The sequence below is a fragment of the Saccharospirillum sp. genome (assembly GCF_040881935.1).
Lineage (GTDB): Bacteria > Pseudomonadota > Gammaproteobacteria > Pseudomonadales > Natronospirillaceae > Saccharospirillum.
Genome location: NZ_JBBECH010000065.1, coordinates 1 through 18,336 on the forward strand (window position 1 = coordinate 1; position 18,336 = coordinate 18,336).

Genomic DNA, 18,336 nt, shown 5'->3' on the forward strand with positions numbered 1-18,336 from the left:
TGACCCCTATGCCGCCAGTGGCTATATCGGATTTGATTACTATACCGACTATCAGGCCGCCCAAACCCCCGAAGACGTTCTTGTCAACGTTATGATTGCGTCAGCGCCCGGGTACCTGGAATGACGTTCAGCAATTAAGTCGCGACACCGAGGTGATGGCCGACCTGTTCGTCAACCATGTGTCCAGCCAGTCACCTCAGTTTGCCAATAATGTGGTGGCCAACGGCAGTGATAGCCCCTGGTTTCCACTGTTTCTGACGTATAACAGCGTTTTTCCGGATAGTGCACGCGAGGAAGAGATCACCGCCATCTACCGGCCGCAGCCCAGCTTGCCCTATGAACGGCCTGTCGTACAGCTATTAATGGGGCTCATTCGGTGGTGCCTTCCCACTGGACCTAAACGAAGACCAGCTGAGCCTGCGCTGGGCGAAGGGTGACTATCGACTCACCTTGACTGTCGACTGCCTCGCCCGCAAAGCAGGCATCACCGATCAAGCCGGGGAACCCCTGTTCGTTTTCTAGCAGTAACTGAACGTCAGCACCCCTCCTCTAGGGAGCCTCTGATTAAGACAGTCAGGCGATGTTAATTTCTCGCCGGATAGACTGGAAAAGCACCAAAGTACTACTAAGCTGTAACGATTAAGACGTTAAGTCGTAGTTAAGTCAATTGTTCATAAGAAATTGTTCTAAAAAAGCAGATGACACGGAATCTTAAACGATTAAGCTACTCACTAGAAATATCCCGCATGACTAAACAATAAGAAGTAAGGAGACCGCATGAACTCTACAATAAGAAATATAGTGATAGCCATCGTGCTGGTGGCAATAGCTATAGGGGCTTATCTATTCTTAGCACCTTCCGATGAACCAATTGAAGAAGCAGAAATTGAAAGACAACCGCTAGACGCCTCAGCCATTGAGAGGAGTGCGAACGTAGCACCAAATTATCGGGAAGGTGACTACAATTGGACTGCTTTAGACGAATATGAAAGTCTCGACTTATCTGGTCAGATTGTTACCGTTGCAGGGCCTTGGCTGGCACCTGAGAATGGAATTTTCAATACCGTTGTAAGCTATTTTGAAGAAGCCACTGGCGCCGATGTTCGTTACTCGGGTTCCGATAGCTTTGAGCAGCAGATCGTTATTGACCTGCAAGCTGGCTCAGCGCCCAACCTGGCCATTTTCCCGCAACCGGGCTTGGCCAAAGACATGGCCAGCCGTGGCTTGTTGCAACCGCTGGATGACGCGACCCGCCAGAACGTTCTGGACAACTACGCGGCAGGCCAGTCGTGGGTTGACCTGAGCACCTACCCGAATGAAAACGGCGAAGACGATTTCTTCGGCGTCTTCTTTCGCGTCGACCTGAAAAGTCTGGTCTGGTATTCCCCCGATAACTTCGCCGAGTACGGCTACGACGTTCCGGAAACCATGGAAGACCTGATCGCCCTGTCCGACCAGATGGTCGACGATGGCGTCAGCCCCTGGTGTATCGGTCTGGGTTCCGGTGCCGCCACCGGGTGGCCGGCAACTGATTGGGTCGAAGACATGATGCTGCGTTTGCACGAGCCATCAGTCTACGACGGCTGGGTCGACAACAGCATCCCATTCGACGATCCGCGGGTTGTAGAAGCCATCGAAACCTTCGGCCAGTTTGCCAAGAACCCGGGCTACGTCCAGGGTGGAGTAGCATCTGTTGGTACGACTGACTTCCGCGACAGCCCGAACGGCCTGTTCAGCATTCCTCCCGGCTGCTTCATGCACCGTCAGGCGAGCTTTATCCCTGCGTTCTTCCCGGAAGGCACTGAGATCGGTACCGATATCGACTTCTTCTACTTCCCGGCGTTCGCAGAGAAAGATCTGGGCTCTCCAGTACTGGGGGCGGGCACTGTCGTTACCATGCCGGAAGAGAACGAAGCCGCTCAGGCCCTGCTTGAGTACCTGACTACGCCGCTGGCCCACGAAATCTGGATGGCCAACGGTGGCTTCCTGACGCCACACAACAACGTAAACAACGATCTGTACGCCAACGACACACTGCGTCGTCAGGGCGAGATTCTGCAGAACGCTACTACCTTCCGTTTCGACGGATCTGATCTGATGCCGGGTGCGATCGGCGCCGGCGCCTTCTGGACAGGCATGGTCGACTTTGTCGGCGGTGACTCTGCAGAAAACGTTGCTGGCTCGATCCAGGATGCCTGGGATGCTGCCCGATAAGTAATCGGGAACTGCACTAAGGACAACTCGCCCCGCTTGCGGGGCGAGTTAATTACCGGTCTAGGTCAGGAGTATCCCCCGTGATTTCCCAAATCATTTACGCCACGTTTGTCATCGCCCTGGCAATCGGTCTAAGCGCTCTCTTTTTTGTTGGTTCGAACTTTGTACTGGATCGCTTTCTGTCCAGTGAATCCCTGCCATCCGATTTGGATCGTCAGCGGCGCGATAAGATACGTGAAGGCATACGCCCCTGGATATTCGTAGGCCCCGCCGTTCTGGTTCTGGTTGTCTATCTGGTCTACCCTGTTTTTGCGTCACTGATTTATTCATTGCAAGACCGCAACGCCAACGGCTTTGTTGGACTGGCCAATTACGCCTGGGCGTTTGGCAACGACGGCTTTCAAATTGCGATTCGCAATAATATTCTCTGGTTGATCATCGTACCGACGATGTCCACAGCATTTGGGCTCGTTATCGCGTATATGACCGACCGCCTGTGGTGGGGCCAGGTCGCCCGCACCCTGGTATTTTTACCGATGGCCATTTCGTTCGTAGGCGCCTCGGTTATCTGGAAATTCATTTACGACTACAAAGGCTCCGGTGAAGAAATCGGTCTGCTGAATGCTGTGGTGATGGCGTTGGGTGGTGATCCCCAGGCCTGGATCTCACTTCAGCCCTGGAACAACATCTTGTTAATGGTCATTCTGATCTGGATTCAGACCGGTTTTGCCATGGTCATTCTCGGTGCCGCCATTCGCGGCGTACCGGAGGACACCCTGGAAGCCTCGATCATGGAAGGCGCCAATAATTTTCAGATCTTCTTTAAAATCGTGATCCCGCAAATTTTCGGCACCATCGTCGTGGTGTGGACCACCATCACCATTCTTGTGCTGAAAATCTTCGACATCGTTTTTGCCATGACTAACGGTCAGTGGGAAACGCAGGTGCTGGCGAACTTCATGTACGACCAATTGTTCCGTTCCGGTGATATCGGACGCGGCAGTGCGGTCGCCATTGTCATTATGCTCGCGGTTACGCCGGTGATGATCTACAACATCCGACGCGCCCGCATGGAAAACCAATAAGGAGGCCAAGATGCAATCAGCACATAAAATGCCTTTGGCCACCCTTGCCAAACACACAACCGTTTTCCTGCTCGTTCTGCTCTGGACCTTGCCTACGCTGGGTCTGCTGATCAGTTCGGTACGTGACAAAGATTCGCTGACCACCTCTGGTTGGTGGACCGCACTGGCTCCCGCCGAACGCAATGAGGTGTATCGTACGCCTACGGCTGAAGCACAAACGCAATCCGGCGATGTTTTCGTCATTGAAGACCGCCTGTTTGCAGAAGGTGCACGGGTATTGGATACCTGGGGTTCGCGCCCAACCGATCTTACCGTCAATCAGGCGGGTGAAACGGTTACCCTGGAAAACGGCACACGCATGACACTGACCGAAGATGGCCAGTTCCACTGGGAGTCCGACGAACCTTTCGAACTCAGTCGCGGCGAGCGTGTGTTCTATGTCTCGCAAGTGCCACCTACGTTTACACTCAACAACTACGAAGAAGTGCTGTCGTCTGAAGGGGTTGGCCGGGCGTTTATTAACACCCTGACTGTCACCTTGCCAGCGACGTTTATTCCGATTCTGATCGCTGCCTTTGCCGCCTATGCACTGGCGTGGATGAACTTCCCCGGTCGGTTATGGATTCTCGCAGGCATCGTCGGCCTATTGGTCGTGCCGCTGCAGATCTCGCTGATTCCGGTTCTCAGAATGTACACCGGACTCTCCGGTATCTTCGGCTGGGAGGCCAAATCCTACGGCGGGGTGTGGCTGGCCCATACCGGCTTTGGGTTGCCGCTGGCGGTTTATCTGCTGCGCAACTACATGGCAGGCTTGCCAAAAGAAGTGATGGAATCGGCCCGGATGGACGGTGCCAGTCACTTCGAGGTGTTCCGCACCATCGTGCTGCCCCTGTCGATACCGGCACTGGCGTCCTTTGCCATCTTCCAGTTCCTCTGGGTCTGGAACGACCTGCTCGTAGCGCTGGTATTTTTGGGTCAGGGCGAAGGCAAAACCGTGATGACCGCTCAGCTGGTTGAGCTGCTCGGGTCTCGTGGTGATAACTGGGAAATTCTGACCAGTGGAGCCTTTATTACCATGCTGGTACCGCTGGTCGTATTCGTTTCAATGCAACGTTACTTTGTCCGCGGCCTATTGGCCGGCTCGGTCAAATAGAGGAGTTAAGACTTGTCCAACACTGAACTGAACTGGTGGCGCGGCGGTGTAATCTATCAGATTTATCCGCGCAGCTATTTCGACAGCAATGGCGATGGTATTGGTGATATTCCCGGTATCATCTCCAAACTCGATTACATCGCGCAGTTGAATGTCGATGCGATCTGGCTGTCACCCTTCTTCACCTCGCCGATGAAGGACTTTGGCTACGACGTTTCCGATTACCGCAACGTCGACCCCATGTTCGGTTCATTGCACGATTTCAAGCACCTGATCGATGAAACGCATCATCGCGGTTTAAAAGTGCTGATCGATCAGGTCTACAGCCACACCTCAGACCAGCATGAATGGTTCCAGGACAGCCGGGAAGATCGCACCAACGATAAAGCCGACTGGTACATCTGGGCCGACCCCAAGCCCGATGGCACACCACCCAATAACTGGTTGTCGCTGTTTGGCGGATCAGCCTGGCAATGGGACACTCGGCGCAGCCAATATTTCATGCACAACTTTCTGGACAGCCAACCGGACCTGAACTTCCACAACCGGGAAGTGCAGGATGCCATTCTGGATACCGCCCGGTTCTGGCTCGATCTGGGCGTCGACGGCTTCCGTCTGGATGTTGTGAACATGTATTTCCACGATGTGTCGCTCACCGACAATGGCCTGGCCGACAGCCCGGAGAAAGTGTTTGTGGGTGTCGATCCGAAAAACCCGTTTTGTCGTCAATACCACATCAACCAGATGTGTCGCGACGACAATCTGGCCTTTCTGCAACGCCTGCGCAGCGTTATGAACGAATACCCCGGCACCACCACCGTTGGCGAAATCGGTGCACCCCAGGGCATGAAATACATGGCACAGTACACTTCAGGCGGCGACAAGCTGCATATGGCGTACACCTTCGAGTTGCTCAACGATGCTCACGAACCGGAGTACATTCGCAAGACCATCCAAAAAGTGGAAGACAACCTGGAGGATGGCTGGCCCTGCTTCGCACTGAGCAATCACGATGTGGTTCGCAGTGCCACCCGCTGGGGGCAGGATGCGAATGACCCGGCCGGTTTTGTGCGAACCGCCCTGAGCCTGTTGGCAACGTTGCGTGGTAGCCCCTGCTTGTATCAGGGAGAAGAATTGGGTTTGCCTGAAGCCGAAGTCGGTTTCGAGCAATTGCAGGACCCGTTCGGCATTGAATTCTGGCCAGAATTTAAGGGCCGCGACGGCTGCCGAACCCCGATGCCGTGGATCAACGAAGCCATGGGCGGCTTCACCAGCGGCGGACACAGCTGGTTACCGGTTGAACCGATACATCGCCAGTTGGCGGTGTCAGAGCAAACCAAGGTAGACGATTCAACCCTGAATTTCACCCGCCGGATTTTTGCCTGGCGCAGGGAGCACCCGGCATTGCAGAACGGTGATTTTGAATGGCTGGAAAGCCATGACGACCTGTTGCTGTTCCGTCGCCACAATGCACAGGAGTCGATCATCGTGGCCATTAATATGACTGCGAACGCCCTGCCTGTCTCCGCTCAGGGCCAAATGATTTCTGTGCCGGGCTTTGCCCAATCAGGCGAGCAGGACTTGGCCGCCTACAGCGTTGCAGCCTGGGTACAGTAAGCACAACAAGCGCTGGCCATCAGCGAAGCTGGAATTCTCCATCCCAGCTGATGGCTGGCCTTCTAATGGGCGGGTCGTTACACTCCCGCCCAAATTTACCAAGACAAGGTGCGATATCAGCACAAGGTTCAGCCTAGAAGACCCACCGCTTACGGTCACAACCAACAATAAAAACGGCAGGTAAAAACCAGAGTGAGTAAGCCCGTACCTCCCAATAGCGCATCGCGACGGATGACGTTAAAAGCAGTTGCCCGTGAACTGAATGTTTCCACGGCCACCATTTCCAATGCCTTTAACCGACCCGACCAATTGTCCGCCAGTTTGCGCGACCACATCCTGCTCGAATGCAAACGCCTGGGTTATCACGGACCCAATGCTGCCGCACGCAGTTTGCGCACCGGCGCCACAGGTATTGTTGGCGTGATGCTGGCCGAACGATTGTCTTATAACTTTCGCGATAGCTGCGCAACCGAATTTTTGCAAGGCGTATCAGAAGTGCTCGACGACGCGCGCGCCAATTTATTACTGATGCCCGGTCGCGACGAGTTCTACCACGAGCAATCGATGGAATCGATTCCGGACCGCTACATTGTGTATGGGCCACCGCGCGATTTGAGTGTTTTGGATCGGCTGGTGCGTCAACACAAACCCGTGGTCACCGTCGACTTCACACTGGAAAACCACCTGTCGCTAAACGTCGACAACTACGGCGGTGCTAAACAGGCAGCTGACCATGTTTTCAGCCATACACGCGGCGATGTTGTGGTCATCGGATTGCGCCTGACGCTATCTGACGATGTGGGGCGCATCGACAGCGGCGAATTGTTCGATGCAAAAACGTCGATCTCACGTCAGCGCCTGGAAGCCTACCGGGATTCTGCTCTGGCGCACAATTACACTCTCGGCGATGACCGCGTCTGGAACACCCATGAAAGCACCTGGGCCGACGGTGTTAAAGCCGCTCACGAAGCCCTGGCGATGAACCCCCGACCCACCGCCATGCTGTGCATGTCGGATCAGTTGGCACTGGCCGCTTTGAGTGTCGCCCGTGATATGGGCTTAAGCGTGCCCGAAGACGTTCGCATCGTCGGCTTCGACGACATTCCCGAAGCCCGCCAGATGCACCCCACCATCACCACCGTCTACCAACCCAGCATCGAAAAAGGCCGACTCGCCGCTATGATGGTGCTGAACCCGGAGCGCTATGAAAGCCGGGTATTACCAACGCATTTACAAATACGCGAGACAGGGTAAAAGTAGCTAAAGACATCATCCCGCCAAACTTAACGCGACCGTCGCTGTTCCCAAAAATGCAAAGAAACCAACGACGTCCGTTACCGTGGTCAACACCACCGAGCCGGCAATGGCCGGGTCGATGTTCATGCGTGACAGCACCCAGGGTACGATCACGCCGGCCAGCGACGCGGCGATGATGTTAACCAAGACGGCGAACGCGATGATGCCCATCAGCATCCAACTGTCGAACCACCAGGCGGCAATTAAGCCAATGGCAATGGCCCAGAAGAAGGCATTGATGGTGCCGAGTATCAGCTCCTTGCGAATCAGGTTGCGGACGTTAGCCGCGCCCAACTGACCGGTCGCCAGGCCACGGATGGCCAGACCCAGTGTTTGACTGCCAGCAATGCCACCCATGCTGGCTACCACCGGCATCATGACTGCCAGCGCTACCCATTGCGACAATGCCAGTTCGAACAACCCGATCACCCAGGCTGCAAGCAACGCCGTAATCAAATTGATACCCAGCCAAAGCCCGCGCTTCGGCACAGCCCGGCGCACCGGCGAGAACAAATCTTCTTCGTCCAGGCCGCTGCTCAGTTGCATCATCTGGCGTTCTTTTTCTTCCAGCATGACGTCAAGTGCATCGCGCGAGGTAAACCGCCCCATAACTGTACCGGTTTCATCCACGACCGGCAGCATCGCACGGCCGGCCGCTCGCAACCTTTGTGCGGCCTCGTGCAGAGAAGACGCCGGGTTCAGGGGGGTGAGTTCGTCATCAACAAAGTCGCTCAATGGTGAGGTACTGGGGGTCTGCATGGCGGCATCCAGTGACAAACAGCCCTGAAAGCGGCCATCGTCGTCCAGCAACACAATCACATCGGTCATCTCCGGAATACCGGTTTCCCGCAGTGCTTTACGAAACAATCGGCCGGGGGTGGACGCTTCCGCCGTGATCACTTTAAAACTGAGCCAACGGCCAACCTGGTCATCGTCATAACCCAGAGCGTTCTTTAATTGCTCGCGGTCTTCGCTGTCCATCCGGTGCAGGACTTTGCGACCCAGTTGACCCGGCAGGTCATCCATCAGCTCCAGTAAATCTTCCGGGTGAGTCTTGCCCAGCCACTGCAACAGAGCATCCGGTGGCGCCGCTTTCAGCAACGACCGGCGATGTTCATCGTGCAATTCAACCAAAACCGCGCCGCGCAGTTCGGGCGGCACCGTTTGCCAGATGGTCAGGCGTTGCTCGAACGGCAAACACTCCAGCGCAAACGCAATATCAGCCTCAGACAACCCTTCCAACCAGTCGACAGCAGGCTCGCGATCTTCAGCCAGTTCACTGAGCCAGTAATCGACATGTTCAAGCAAGGTGTCTTCGCGGGTGGCCATCGGTATCGCTTCCCTTTTAATGAATGAACAGGCCGATGAACTCAGCCAGTGCAGAAGGTACGTCTATTTATAGTTAGGTCTAACGAATGATACGTCTAACTCTAGCAAAAAAGATGACACCCGGCCGTGCCATTCGACGCACAGAGCGTGTAAAAGCGCTAGACTGCCTGAATGGCCGGTTAAAGACGATGACTTGGCAACACCGGCAATTAAGGGGATGATGCACACCTTTATTGGGCTCCTGGCACAGACAGGCCCGTCATACTCTGAACTGCTGTTTCCCCTGCTCAACAACAGACATTACCGGTACAACTTTGGGAGTTATCCATGAAACTGGCGGTGCTTTCACGCGAGCCTTCGAACTACTCATCTCTGCGACTGGTCGAAGCCGCCGAAAAACGGGGCCATGAGATTCGCATAGTCGATACCCTGCGCTGCTACATGAGCATCGTAGCGCATCGCCCGTCGATCCATTATATGGGCGAACCATTGGAAGACATGGACGCCATCATACCGCGCATCGGTTCGTCCATTACCTTCTATGGCACCGCCGTGGTCCGGCAGTTCGAGATGATGGGCACCCACACCCTGAATTCCTCGCTGTCGATCTCGCGCTCGCGCGACAAGCTGCGTTCCATGCAAATGCTCGCACGCAAAGGCATCGGCTTGCCGATCACCGGCTTTGCCCACAGCCCGGATGAAGTGCCCGACCTGATTCAAATGGTCGGCGGCGCGCCCCTGGTGGTCAAACTGCTGGAAGGTACCCAGGGCATCGGCGTCGTGTTGTGCGAAACCCGGCAGGCGGCTGAATCAGTCATCGAAGCGTTCCTCGGGCTCGACACCAACATTCTGGTGCAGGAATACATCAAGGAAGCCGGCGGTGCCGACCTTCGTTGCTTTGTAATTGGCGACAAGGTCGTCGCGGCGATCAAGCGCCAGGCTGCGCCCGGTGAATTTCGCTCCAACCTGCACCGTGGTGGTTCGGCCGCGGTGGTGAAAATCACCCCGGAAGAACGCAAAACAGCAGTACGGGCTGCGAAAATCATGGGGCTACAGGTAGCCGGTGTGGATATTCTGCGTTCCAATCACGGCCCGGTGGTGATGGAAGTCAATTCCTCACCCGGCCTGGAAGGCATTGAAATGGCAACCGGCAAAGACGTTGCCGGGATGGTCATCGATCATCTGATCAAAGAGATGAGCGACAAACCCAAGCGTGTGGAAGGCTGATTGTGACTCAGATTAACCCTGTCAAACTGGCCTCGGGCCAATGGCACAATGTACCGCTGTCGCTGCCCGGCGCGCCCGGTAATTCCGATGCCATCATGCATTGCTTCGTGCGCCGCAGTCGCAAACCGGGCCCGACCATCTTTATCACCGCCGCCATGCACGGCGATGAACTGAACGGCCTCGAGATCATCCGCCGTTTTATGCGCAGCCGAAAGCTGGGCGGGTTGCAGGGTACCGTCATCGTAGTGCCCGTGGTCAATGTGCACGGCTTTGGTATGGGTTCGCGGTACCTTCCCGACCGGCGTGATTTGAACCGGGTATTCCCGGGCTCGGCCAAAGGGTCTCTGGCAGCGCGGGTTGCGGAAGTCTTAATGCAGGAAGTGGTGTTGCGTTCCGACTTCGGCATCGACTTGCACACCGGTGCCATACACCGCTTCAACGTACCGCAGATTCGCGCGGAGCTCGACAACGAAGTCGTCGAAGGTATGGCGCGTGCTTTCGGTGTACCGCTGGTGTTGAACAGCGAACTGCGCGAAGGGTCGCTGCGCGAGTCGGCCGGGCAGAACAATATACCAGTCATCGTCTACGAAGCTGGCGAAGCCTTGCGACTCGATGAAATCAGCATTAAAGCCGGAACCCGGGGCATTATTAATGTACTGATGCACCTCGGCATGCTCAACGGCACACCCAGGATCCGCAAGGAACAGGCCATTGCCGACAATTCCTACTGGGAACGTGCCAGTGATTCCGGGGTGTTCCAGTGCCTGGTCAAACCCGGCACCTATATCCAGAAAGATCAGGTTCTGGCCCGCATTATGAACCCCAGTACCATGGAAGCTTCAGAGGTTCGGGCATCCCGTGCCGGTGTACTGGTAGGTCTGACCCAACTGGCTCTGGTTTACGAAGGCGACGCCCTGTTCCACATTGCCCGCTATCGCGGCATGCATGAAGACGTGGCCCAACAGGTCGAACGTTTTCACGAGGAACTGGGGCCGGAATACGGGACCTGACAGTCAGGGGCTTTGATCACTCCTCCGCGCCAAGCTATAGTTAGGTGGCTCGGTCTTGGTGGTTGGGTTTACTGAGTTGGCAGATTTCCGTGCCAGCCACCGGGTAGCCCTATCTGGGGTCGGCGTAAATCCGTCCATGGAGCCTAGGCCGCAACATCCATGTTGCGGACTACCCCAGATAGGGCTACCCGGCAGCTGACACTCAGTCTCGCATCAATTTTTAACCTGACAGTTAATGCAAACACTGTCCGAGTGTCTCTAGTCTCTTTCCTATAAACCGGAACCTGCATGTTGCATCCGATAGTTACCCGATTGCTTCACCTCACCTTCTTGGCCGCTTTGTTGTTGGGTTGGTCCGGTTTGGTTTCAGCCGAACCCGGCAACCAGGTAATCCGCGTCGGCGGCGACGACAGTTACCCGCCCTACGAATTCATTGATCAGGATGGCAATATCGCTGGCTACAACGTCGATATGACCCGGGCCATCGCCGAGGTGATGGGCATTGATGTTGAGATCACCCTGGATAGCTGGTCAATCATGCGGGAAAAGCTGGAAAACGGTGAAATGGACGTGCTGCAGGGCATGGTGGCCTCGGCGGAGCGGGAGCGGGAGTTTTCGTTCAGTGCGCCCTCAGTGGTCGTGAACTATTCCTTTTTTGCGCGCAAAGGGGACCCGGAACCAAACAGCTACGAGGACCTGAGAGGCAAGTCTGTTGTCGTTCAGAACGAAGGCATCGTGCATGATTTTTTGCGTGAGAATGACTTCGGGGTGGAGATCATTCCGGTGCGCGCCCATTCCGATGCCCTGCGCCAACTGGCGGCGGGCAATTACGACTATGCACTGGGTGCCACTCTGCCCAGTTTGTATTACAGCCAGGAACACCAGCTATCGAACATTGGGGTGGTATGGCGGCCACTTCGGCCACTGCCCTACGGCTACGGGGTTAAAAAGGGCAATGAGGAGATTTTGACGCTGTTTTCCGAAGGGCTTGCCATTCTACGCAACACCGGCCGACAGCAGGATATCTACGACAAGTGGCTGGGAACGCTGGAACGCCAGAGGCAGGGCACCACGAACTGGCGCTTGCTCGGCATCATCGCCGCCATCAGCAGTGCCGTATTGCTGCTTGGTCTGGCTTTGGTGTCGGTCTGGATTCGTACCCTGCAGCGCCAGGTAGAACGCCGCACCCAAGAGGTTAAAAAACAGCAGCAGCAGCTGATTCAGGCCGACAAGATGAGTTCCCTGGGTACCCTGGTCTCCGGCGTAGCCCACGAAATCAACAACCCGAGTGGTCTTATTCTGCTGAATCTGCCCATGCTGAAAGACGCCTGGGAAGACGCTCTGCCGCATCTTGATGTTCTGTACGAGCAGCGTGAAGGGTTCGAGATTGCGGGGCTCGATTACCGCCGCATTCGCCACGAAATCCCTTACATCATCAACGAAATGAACGAAGGCGCCCAGCGCATCAAGCGCATCGTCAACGATCTGCGCGATTTTGCCCGCCAGGAAGCCACCGACGCGATCGAGCCAATGAATCTGAACGACGTGGTCTCTACGGCCGTACGCTTGCTCGATGTGACTATTCGCGGTTACACCAATCGGTTCAGTTTAATCCTCGACCCTTATTTGCCATCGATGCTGGGTCACCCCCAGCGCATTGAACAGGTGGTGATCAACCTGATCATCAACGCCTGCCAGTCGCTGCCGGACGACCAGCACGGGGTGAAGGTCGAAACCCGTATCGACCATATTCGTCAGCGCATAGTGCTGTCTGTACACGATGAAGGCTGCGGCATTGAACCGGACGCCATGCCCAACCTGACCGACCCTTTCTTTACCACCAAGCGCGAACAGGGCGGTACCGGGCTTGGCTTGTCGGTCTCGGCCGGTATCATTAAAGCCTACGATGGCACCATGAAGTTTCATTCACGCCCCGGTGAAGGCACCCGGGTAGACGTCACCTTTCCGTGGAAGATGGTCGAACCTCAATGACAGACAATAAAAACAAGAAACGCAGTCTTTACCCTGAATTTGGGGTGCTGCTGATCGACGATGAGCCCTCCTACCATCGCAGCCTGGGGTTGATGCTCGAACGCAAGGGAGGCATCACCAACCTGCACTATTGCCAGGACAGCCAAGAGGCCATGAGCTACCTCGAACACCATGCCATCGGCGTGGTATTGCTCGATCTGAACATGCCGCACAAATCCGGCAAAGACTTGCTGATCGAAATGGCTGAAGCCTTTCCGGACGTTACGGTCGTCGTCATCAGTGGTCTGAATCAGGTCGAGACCGCGGTGGAGTGCCTGCGTCTGGGCGCCTTTGATTTTTACGTGAAGACCACCGAGTCGGCGCGCCTGCTCGAAGGCATCAAACGCGCCATTCAGTTGCAGGAAATCAAACGGGAAAACCAGGAGCTGCGCCACCGGGTACTGAGTCGCCGGCTAGATTCACCCGAGGCCTTCGCCAACATCCTGACTCAGAGCCGAAGCATGGCTTCGGTGTTTCAATATCTGGAATCAGTCGCGAAAAGCTCACAACCAGTTATGATCTGCGGCGAAAGTGGTACAGGTAAAGAGCTGATTGCCCGGGCGGTTCACACCCTGAGCGGCCGCCAGGGCAAGCTGGTAACGGTCAACGTGGCCGGGCTCGACGATCACATCTTTAACGACACCCTGTTCGGGCACCGCAAGGGAGCCTTCACCGGTGCCGACCAGGAACGGCGTGGCCTGGTTGAAGAAGCATCGGGCGGCACTCTGTTTCTGGACGAAATTGGTGACCTGAGCCCCAGCAGCCAGGTCAAGCTGTTGAGGCTGCTGCAAGAAGGCGAGTTCTACCCCATAGGCGCAGACCGACCGAAGCGGCTTCAAGCTCGCATTTTCGTTGCCACCCATCAGGATCTGGCCGAGCGCCAGCGCGAAGGTGTCTTTCGGCGCGACCTTTATTATCGGCTGTGCACTCACCAGGTACTGATCCCGCCTCTGCGTGCGCGCCGCGAAGACATCCGCCTGTTGTTTACTTTCTTCGCCGAACAGGCCGCCGACGACCTGGGCAAACCCCTGCCAGAATTCAGCCCGGACCTCTGGGCTGCGCTTCAAGCTTACGAATTTCCCGGAAACGTGCGTGAGCTGCGAGCCATCGCCTTTGACTCGGTGAGCCGGCATCACGGCGGTGCTATGACTCGCCAGGACCTGCATCTGTTCAACCATCCCCAGGATGCTGATGGCTCCTCTCACGACAACACCCTGGTTCATTTCGCACCAGACAACCGTTTGCCTACCCTCTCTGAAATCGACGACCTGCTGATTGCCGAAGCCATGCACCGGGCTGACTACAACCAGTCGATTGCGGCTCGAATTCTCGGCATCTCGCAGCCCGCTCTGAGCAAACGCCTGAAGCGGCAACGAGAATTAGAATCGTGATCCAATCCACAAAAACTCGCCAATCTATTCCTTTGGTTATAATTATTCCATTGGTTATAGCCGTTCCTTTACGCCACACTGACAGGCCCTTGACGGCCCCGGGGCCTACGTAAAGTACCGCCCCAGTGCACTTTCTCAGACCAATCGTATGCACTGCCTTGGCGCAGTGCGGAATTTAGCTCGCCCCAGACCGGCTAGCTATTCCTCTGGTTATAATCCTCCCTTTGCCAATCTCACCCGAAAAAGCCAATAAAACCTTATATTTCAGCATGTTAGAGTGTATCGATACAAATTGGCCCCATCCTTGCTATTCTTTAACCGCATCGAACCATAATAAAAATTTAGGCGACCCAGTTGCCGCTCGATCCTCCTTACAGACTGCAAACGCGTTAGTGTTTGCATCGTGTTTGTTTTCGGTCACGAGCCGGAAGCGAGAATCCGCACAGACCTCCGGTCTGCGTGGTCTTCAATGCTTGGGTGCACCGACAGGTCTGCCAAAGCCGATAATAAAAGCAATGAAATAATGGAGAGTAAAATGCTTAAGAAACTGACTAGCACAAGCGCCGTAGCAGCGTTGTCACTGTCTGTACTGGCCGCTGGCGTACAAGCCGGTGAGACCGTTGATGCCATCATGGACAATGGCTACATTCAGTGCGGTGTTAACACCTCTCTGGCAGGTTTCTCAAACGCCACTGGCGGTGAATGGGCCGGTCTTGACGTCGACCTGTGCCGCGCCGTTGCCGCAGCCATGCTGGGTGACTCGGAAGCAGTTCGTTTTACTGCTCTGACCGCCAACCAGCGTTTTACTGCCCTGCAGTCTGGCGAAGTCGACATCCTGTCACGTAACACCACCTGGACTCTGACCCGTGATACGTCATTGGGTCTGAACTTCGCTGGCGTTAACTATTACGACGGCCAGGGTTTCATGGTTCGTAAAGACCTGGGTGTTACCAGTGCCAAAGAACTGAGCGGTGCTGCTATCTGCGTTGAGCCAGGTACTACCACCGAGCTGAACCTGGCTGACTACTTCCGTGCTCAGGGTATGGACTTCGAACCGGTTGTGATCGAAAACACTTCCGAAGTAACAGCGGCGTTCTTCGCAGGCCGTTGCGACGTTTACACCACAGATGCTTCAGGTCTGGCCTCTGCACGTAACGTTTCTGCTGAAAACCCGGCTGATTACATCATCCTGCCAGAAATCATCTCCAAAGAGCCGCTGGGCCCAGCTGTTCGCCACGGTGATGACGAATTCATGGACATCGTTCGCTGGTCTTTGAACGCCATGATTGAAGCAGAAGAGTATGGTGTTAGCTCAGACAACGTTGACGAAATGCGCGATACCAGCACTAACCCGGGTATCCAGCGTCTGCTCGGTGCCACCCCTGGCCTGGGCGAAGCACTGGGTCTGGAAGAAGACTGGGCGTACAACATCATCTCCCAGGTCGGTAACTACGGTGAGTCTTATCAGACCAACGTAACTGATCTGCTGGGTCTTGAGCGTGGTCTCAACGCGCTGTGGACCGAAGGTGGCCTGATGTACGCACAACCAGTTCGTTAATCAGGAGCACGGCAATGCAATATTGCTGATCTCACGTTAACGCCGCGGCCCTGTCCAACAGGGCCGCTTTTTATTAGCTCATTGCATTATTCTGATTTGCATTCCCTTTGGAGACGTCGGGTATGAGCCCCAAACACTCAAAAAGTAACGACGTTAACCCGATTCTGACGCTTATGTATGACAAGACTTTTCGTTCTGTCGTCTATCAGATTCTGGTATTTGGCGGTGTCTTTCTGCTCGGCTGGTACCTGGTCAGCAACACCATGGCCAATCTTGAAGCCCAGGACATTGCTACAGGCTTTGGCTTTCTTGACCGCGAAGCCTCATTTGGTATCAGTGAAAGTGTTATTGCGTATTCTGCCGCAGACACTTACGGTCGTGCCTTGCTGGTCGGTATCACCAATACGCTTAAAGTAGCAAGCATAGGCATTGTGCTGGCTACAATCCTTGGAACGATCATCGGTATCGCCACTGTATCGAAAAACTGGTTGCTGCGGTTTATCGGGGTAACCTACATTGAGACCTTCCGAAATATTCCAGTACTTCTGCAACTGATTTTCTGGTATGCCGTTATCAATCGTGGTTTACCCGGACTGCGCTCTGCGCTGAATCCGATTGAGGGCGTTTTCCTGTCCAATCGGGGGCTTTACATTCCAGTCATGGCTGACCACCCCGCCTGGACTTGGGTAGGCGTCGGTTTTATCGTAGGCATCGTCGGCGCATTCCTGTTGCGTAGGTGGAGTTTGAAACGCCTTGAAGCGACAGGGCATATTTTCCCGCACCTGAGCGTTGGGCTGGGTGTCATCGTGGCCGTACCGTTTCTGGTCTGGCTTGTGTTTGGCGCACCAACCGAGATGAACATTCCTGCCATTGACACGTTCAATTTTCAGGGTGGCGCTCGTATGAGCCCTGAGTTCACTGCACTGCTTCTAGGCCTTACGTTATACACCACAACCTATATCGCTGAAGTGGTTCGAAGCGGCATTCAGTCTGTGCCCTACGGCCAGACAGAAGCAGCCACATCACTGGGGTTACGGTCCAGCTGGATCATGCGGCTTATTGTTTTGCCCCAGGCGCTCAGGGTCATCATTCCTCCGCTGACCAACCAGTACCTGAACCTGACCAAAAACAGTTCTCTGGCGGTCGCCATTGGTTATCCGGACCTTGTTTCGGTGTCCAACACGACCATGAACCAGACCGGCCAGGCCGTTGAAGGGGTGGCGATCTTCATGACAGTTTACCTCAGCATCAGCTTGCTCGTTTCCCTCTTTATGAACTGGTACAACAAGCGCATGTCGCTGGTGGAGCGTTGATATGACTGAGACTACCGATAGAGCTCGCCCCGTCAGCGGACCCGTGCTGAACCGCAGTCTGCGCTGGATGAAAGAGAACCTTTTTTCAACGCCGGTTAATACCGTCATCACATTGCTATGTGTCTATATTATCTGGAGCATACTGGATGTTCTGGTTTCCTGGGCGGTTATAAACGCCAGCTTTGGTGCCGCCAAAGAAGCGTGTGAAACGGCAACAGGTGCCTGTTGGGCATACGTTCATGATATGTGGCGCTTCCTGTTGTTCGGCACTTACCCATCCGAACTGCATTGGCGGCCCCTGGTGGCCATGATCATGCTGACCTCCGGCATGCTGTTGAGCATGAACCGCCGGTTCTGGTCTCCCTGGCTGGCCGTCGCCTGGATTGTCGGTTTCATCGCGGTATATTTTGTCCTCAGAGGCGGAATACTCGGACTGGAACCTGTGCGCACTTCCCAGTGGGGCGGCTTAACGCTGACTCTGGTACTGGCGGTTGTGGGTATCGCTTTCGCGGCTCCACTGGCTTTGTTATTGGCACTGGGACGTCGCTCCGAGATGCCACTGATCAAAGTAGTATGCATTGTCGTCATTGAAGTGTTCCGGGGTGTTCCTTTGATCTCGGTTCTGTTCATGGCATCCGTTATGTTTCCACTGTTCCTGCCGGAAGGTGTGAGCATTGACGTACTGCTACGGGCGCAGATTGGTATCATCTTCTTCCAGGCAGCTTATCTGGCTGAGGTGTTCCGGGGTGGCATGCAGGCGATTCCCAAAGGGCAATATGAAGCGGCCGATTCGCTGGGCCTGAATTACTGGCAAAAGACCTTCAAGATTATTTTACCGCAGGCATTGCGCCTGGTAATTCCACCGACCATGAGTACCTTTATCTCACTGTTCAAGGACACCTCTCTGGTGGTGATCATTGGCCTGTTCGACCTGCTGGCAGCAACCCGTGCCGCGGTCAACGACCCCATGTGGCGTCAGCAGTTTATTGAAGCCTATCTCTTCATTGCACTTATCTACTTCTGCTTCTGCTTCTTTATGTCGCGTTACAGTGCGTATCTCGACAATGACCTGAAGAAGAGCACCTCACACTAGGAGTCCAGCACATGACTGA

Annotated in this window: 14 protein-coding genes; 13 read left to right on the plus strand and 1 reads right to left on the minus strand. The window is 55.1% G+C overall.

Annotated features, from left to right (window positions below; genetic code table 11):
- The first annotated feature begins 95 nt into the window (after positions 1-95).
- The 6 genes from WEB54_RS12140 to WEB54_RS12165 all read left to right on the plus strand — a co-directional run bounded on the left by WEB54_RS12140 (position 96) and on the right by WEB54_RS12165 (position 7,323).
- Positions 96-437, plus strand: a complete 342-nt coding sequence (locus WEB54_RS12140; protein ID WP_368055937.1) for a hypothetical protein — start codon at positions 96-98, stop codon at positions 435-437.
- 340 nt (positions 438-777) lie between these two features.
- Complete coding sequence (locus WEB54_RS12145) at positions 778-2,214, plus strand: ABC transporter substrate-binding protein (RefSeq protein ID WP_368055636.1); 1,437 nt, start codon at positions 778-780, stop codon at positions 2,212-2,214.
- Between the two features lie 80 nt (positions 2,215-2,294).
- Complete coding sequence (locus tag WEB54_RS12150; RefSeq protein WP_368055634.1) at positions 2,295-3,299, plus strand: carbohydrate ABC transporter permease; 1,005 nt, start codon at positions 2,295-2,297, stop codon at positions 3,297-3,299.
- 10 nt (positions 3,300-3,309) lie between these two features.
- Positions 3,310-4,452 carry a carbohydrate ABC transporter permease gene (locus tag WEB54_RS12155; protein ID WP_368055632.1) on the plus strand — a complete coding sequence of 381 codons (1,143 nt, stop codon included), beginning with the start codon at positions 3,310-3,312 and terminating at the stop codon, positions 4,450-4,452.
- 12 nt (positions 4,453-4,464) lie between these two features.
- A complete protein-coding gene (locus WEB54_RS12160; protein ID WP_368055630.1) occupies positions 4,465-6,069 on the plus strand; it encodes an alpha-amylase family glycosyl hydrolase in 1,605 nt (534 codons plus the stop codon).
- 231 nt (positions 6,070-6,300) lie between these two features.
- A complete protein-coding gene (locus tag WEB54_RS12165) occupies positions 6,301-7,323 on the plus strand; it encodes a LacI family DNA-binding transcriptional regulator (protein ID WP_368055940.1) in 1,023 nt (340 codons plus the stop codon).
- A 15-nt stretch (positions 7,324-7,338) separates the two neighbouring features.
- Here WEB54_RS12165 and WEB54_RS12170 read toward each other — a convergent pair whose 3' ends face one another.
- Complete coding sequence (locus WEB54_RS12170) at positions 7,339-8,694, minus strand: magnesium transporter (RefSeq protein ID WP_368055626.1); 1,356 nt, start codon at positions 8,692-8,694, stop codon at positions 7,339-7,341.
- Positions 8,695-9,021: 327 nt separating this feature from the next.
- Between WEB54_RS12170 and rimK the strand changes: the two genes are divergently transcribed.
- From rimK to WEB54_RS12205, 7 genes are all read left to right on the plus strand, one after another.
- Positions 9,022-9,921 carry a 30S ribosomal protein S6--L-glutamate ligase gene (rimK, locus tag WEB54_RS12175; protein WP_368055624.1) on the plus strand — a complete coding sequence of 300 codons (900 nt, stop codon included), beginning with the start codon at positions 9,022-9,024 and terminating at the stop codon, positions 9,919-9,921.
- 2 nt (positions 9,922-9,923) lie between these two features.
- Positions 9,924-10,931, plus strand: a complete 1,008-nt coding sequence (locus WEB54_RS12180) for a succinylglutamate desuccinylase/aspartoacylase family protein (RefSeq protein WP_368055942.1) — start codon at positions 9,924-9,926, stop codon at positions 10,929-10,931.
- A 288-nt stretch (positions 10,932-11,219) separates the two neighbouring features.
- On the plus strand, positions 11,220-12,923 hold the full coding sequence (locus tag WEB54_RS12185) for a transporter substrate-binding domain-containing protein (protein ID WP_368055620.1): 1,704 nt from the start codon (positions 11,220-11,222) through the stop codon (positions 12,921-12,923).
- On the plus strand, positions 12,920-14,353 hold the full coding sequence (locus WEB54_RS12190; RefSeq protein WP_368055618.1) for a sigma-54-dependent transcriptional regulator: 1,434 nt from the start codon (positions 12,920-12,922) through the stop codon (positions 14,351-14,353). The genes WEB54_RS12185 and WEB54_RS12190 overlap by 4 nt, the downstream gene beginning before the upstream one ends.
- Before the next feature lie 535 nt (positions 14,354-14,888).
- Positions 14,889-15,911, plus strand: a complete 1,023-nt coding sequence (locus WEB54_RS12195) for an amino acid ABC transporter substrate-binding protein (RefSeq protein ID WP_368055944.1) — start codon at positions 14,889-14,891, stop codon at positions 15,909-15,911.
- Positions 15,912-16,033: 122 nt separating this feature from the next.
- Positions 16,034-17,224, plus strand: coding sequence for an amino acid ABC transporter permease (locus tag WEB54_RS12200; RefSeq protein ID WP_368055946.1), 1,191 nt, complete (start codon positions 16,034-16,036; stop codon positions 17,222-17,224).
- 1 nt (position 17,225) lies between these two features.
- The gene (locus tag WEB54_RS12205) at positions 17,226-18,317 is read left to right on the plus strand and encodes an amino acid ABC transporter permease (protein WP_368055948.1); all 1,092 of its coding nucleotides are present in this window, start codon (positions 17,226-17,228) and stop codon (positions 18,315-18,317) included.
- The last annotated feature ends 19 nt before the right edge of the window (positions 18,318-18,336 follow it).

Bases quoted from the DNA above. Each gene is read 5' to 3' on its own strand.
- WEB54_RS12145 (WP_368055636.1), top strand. From the start codon at position 778: ATGAACTCTACAATAAGAAATATAGTGATAGCCATCGTGCTGGTGGCA.
- WEB54_RS12155 (WP_368055632.1), top strand. From the start codon at position 3,310: ATGCAATCAGCACATAAAATGCCTTTGGCCACCCTTGCCAAACACACA.
- WEB54_RS12165 (WP_368055940.1), top strand. From the start codon at position 6,301: ATGACGTTAAAAGCAGTTGCCCGTGAACTGAATGTTTCCACGGCCACC.
- WEB54_RS12170 (WP_368055626.1), bottom strand. From the start codon at position 8,694: ATGGCCACCCGCGAAGACACCTTGCTTGAACATGTCGATTACTGGCTC.
- rimK (WP_368055624.1), top strand. From the start codon at position 9,022: ATGAAACTGGCGGTGCTTTCACGCGAGCCTTCGAACTACTCATCTCTG.
- WEB54_RS12185 (WP_368055620.1), top strand. From the start codon at position 11,220: ATGTTGCATCCGATAGTTACCCGATTGCTTCACCTCACCTTCTTGGCC.
- WEB54_RS12190 (WP_368055618.1), top strand. From the start codon at position 12,920: ATGACAGACAATAAAAACAAGAAACGCAGTCTTTACCCTGAATTTGGG.
- WEB54_RS12195 (WP_368055944.1), top strand. From the start codon at position 14,889: ATGCTTAAGAAACTGACTAGCACAAGCGCCGTAGCAGCGTTGTCACTG.
- WEB54_RS12200 (WP_368055946.1), top strand. From the start codon at position 16,034: ATGAGCCCCAAACACTCAAAAAGTAACGACGTTAACCCGATTCTGACG.
- WEB54_RS12205 (WP_368055948.1), top strand. From the start codon at position 17,226: ATGACTGAGACTACCGATAGAGCTCGCCCCGTCAGCGGACCCGTGCTG.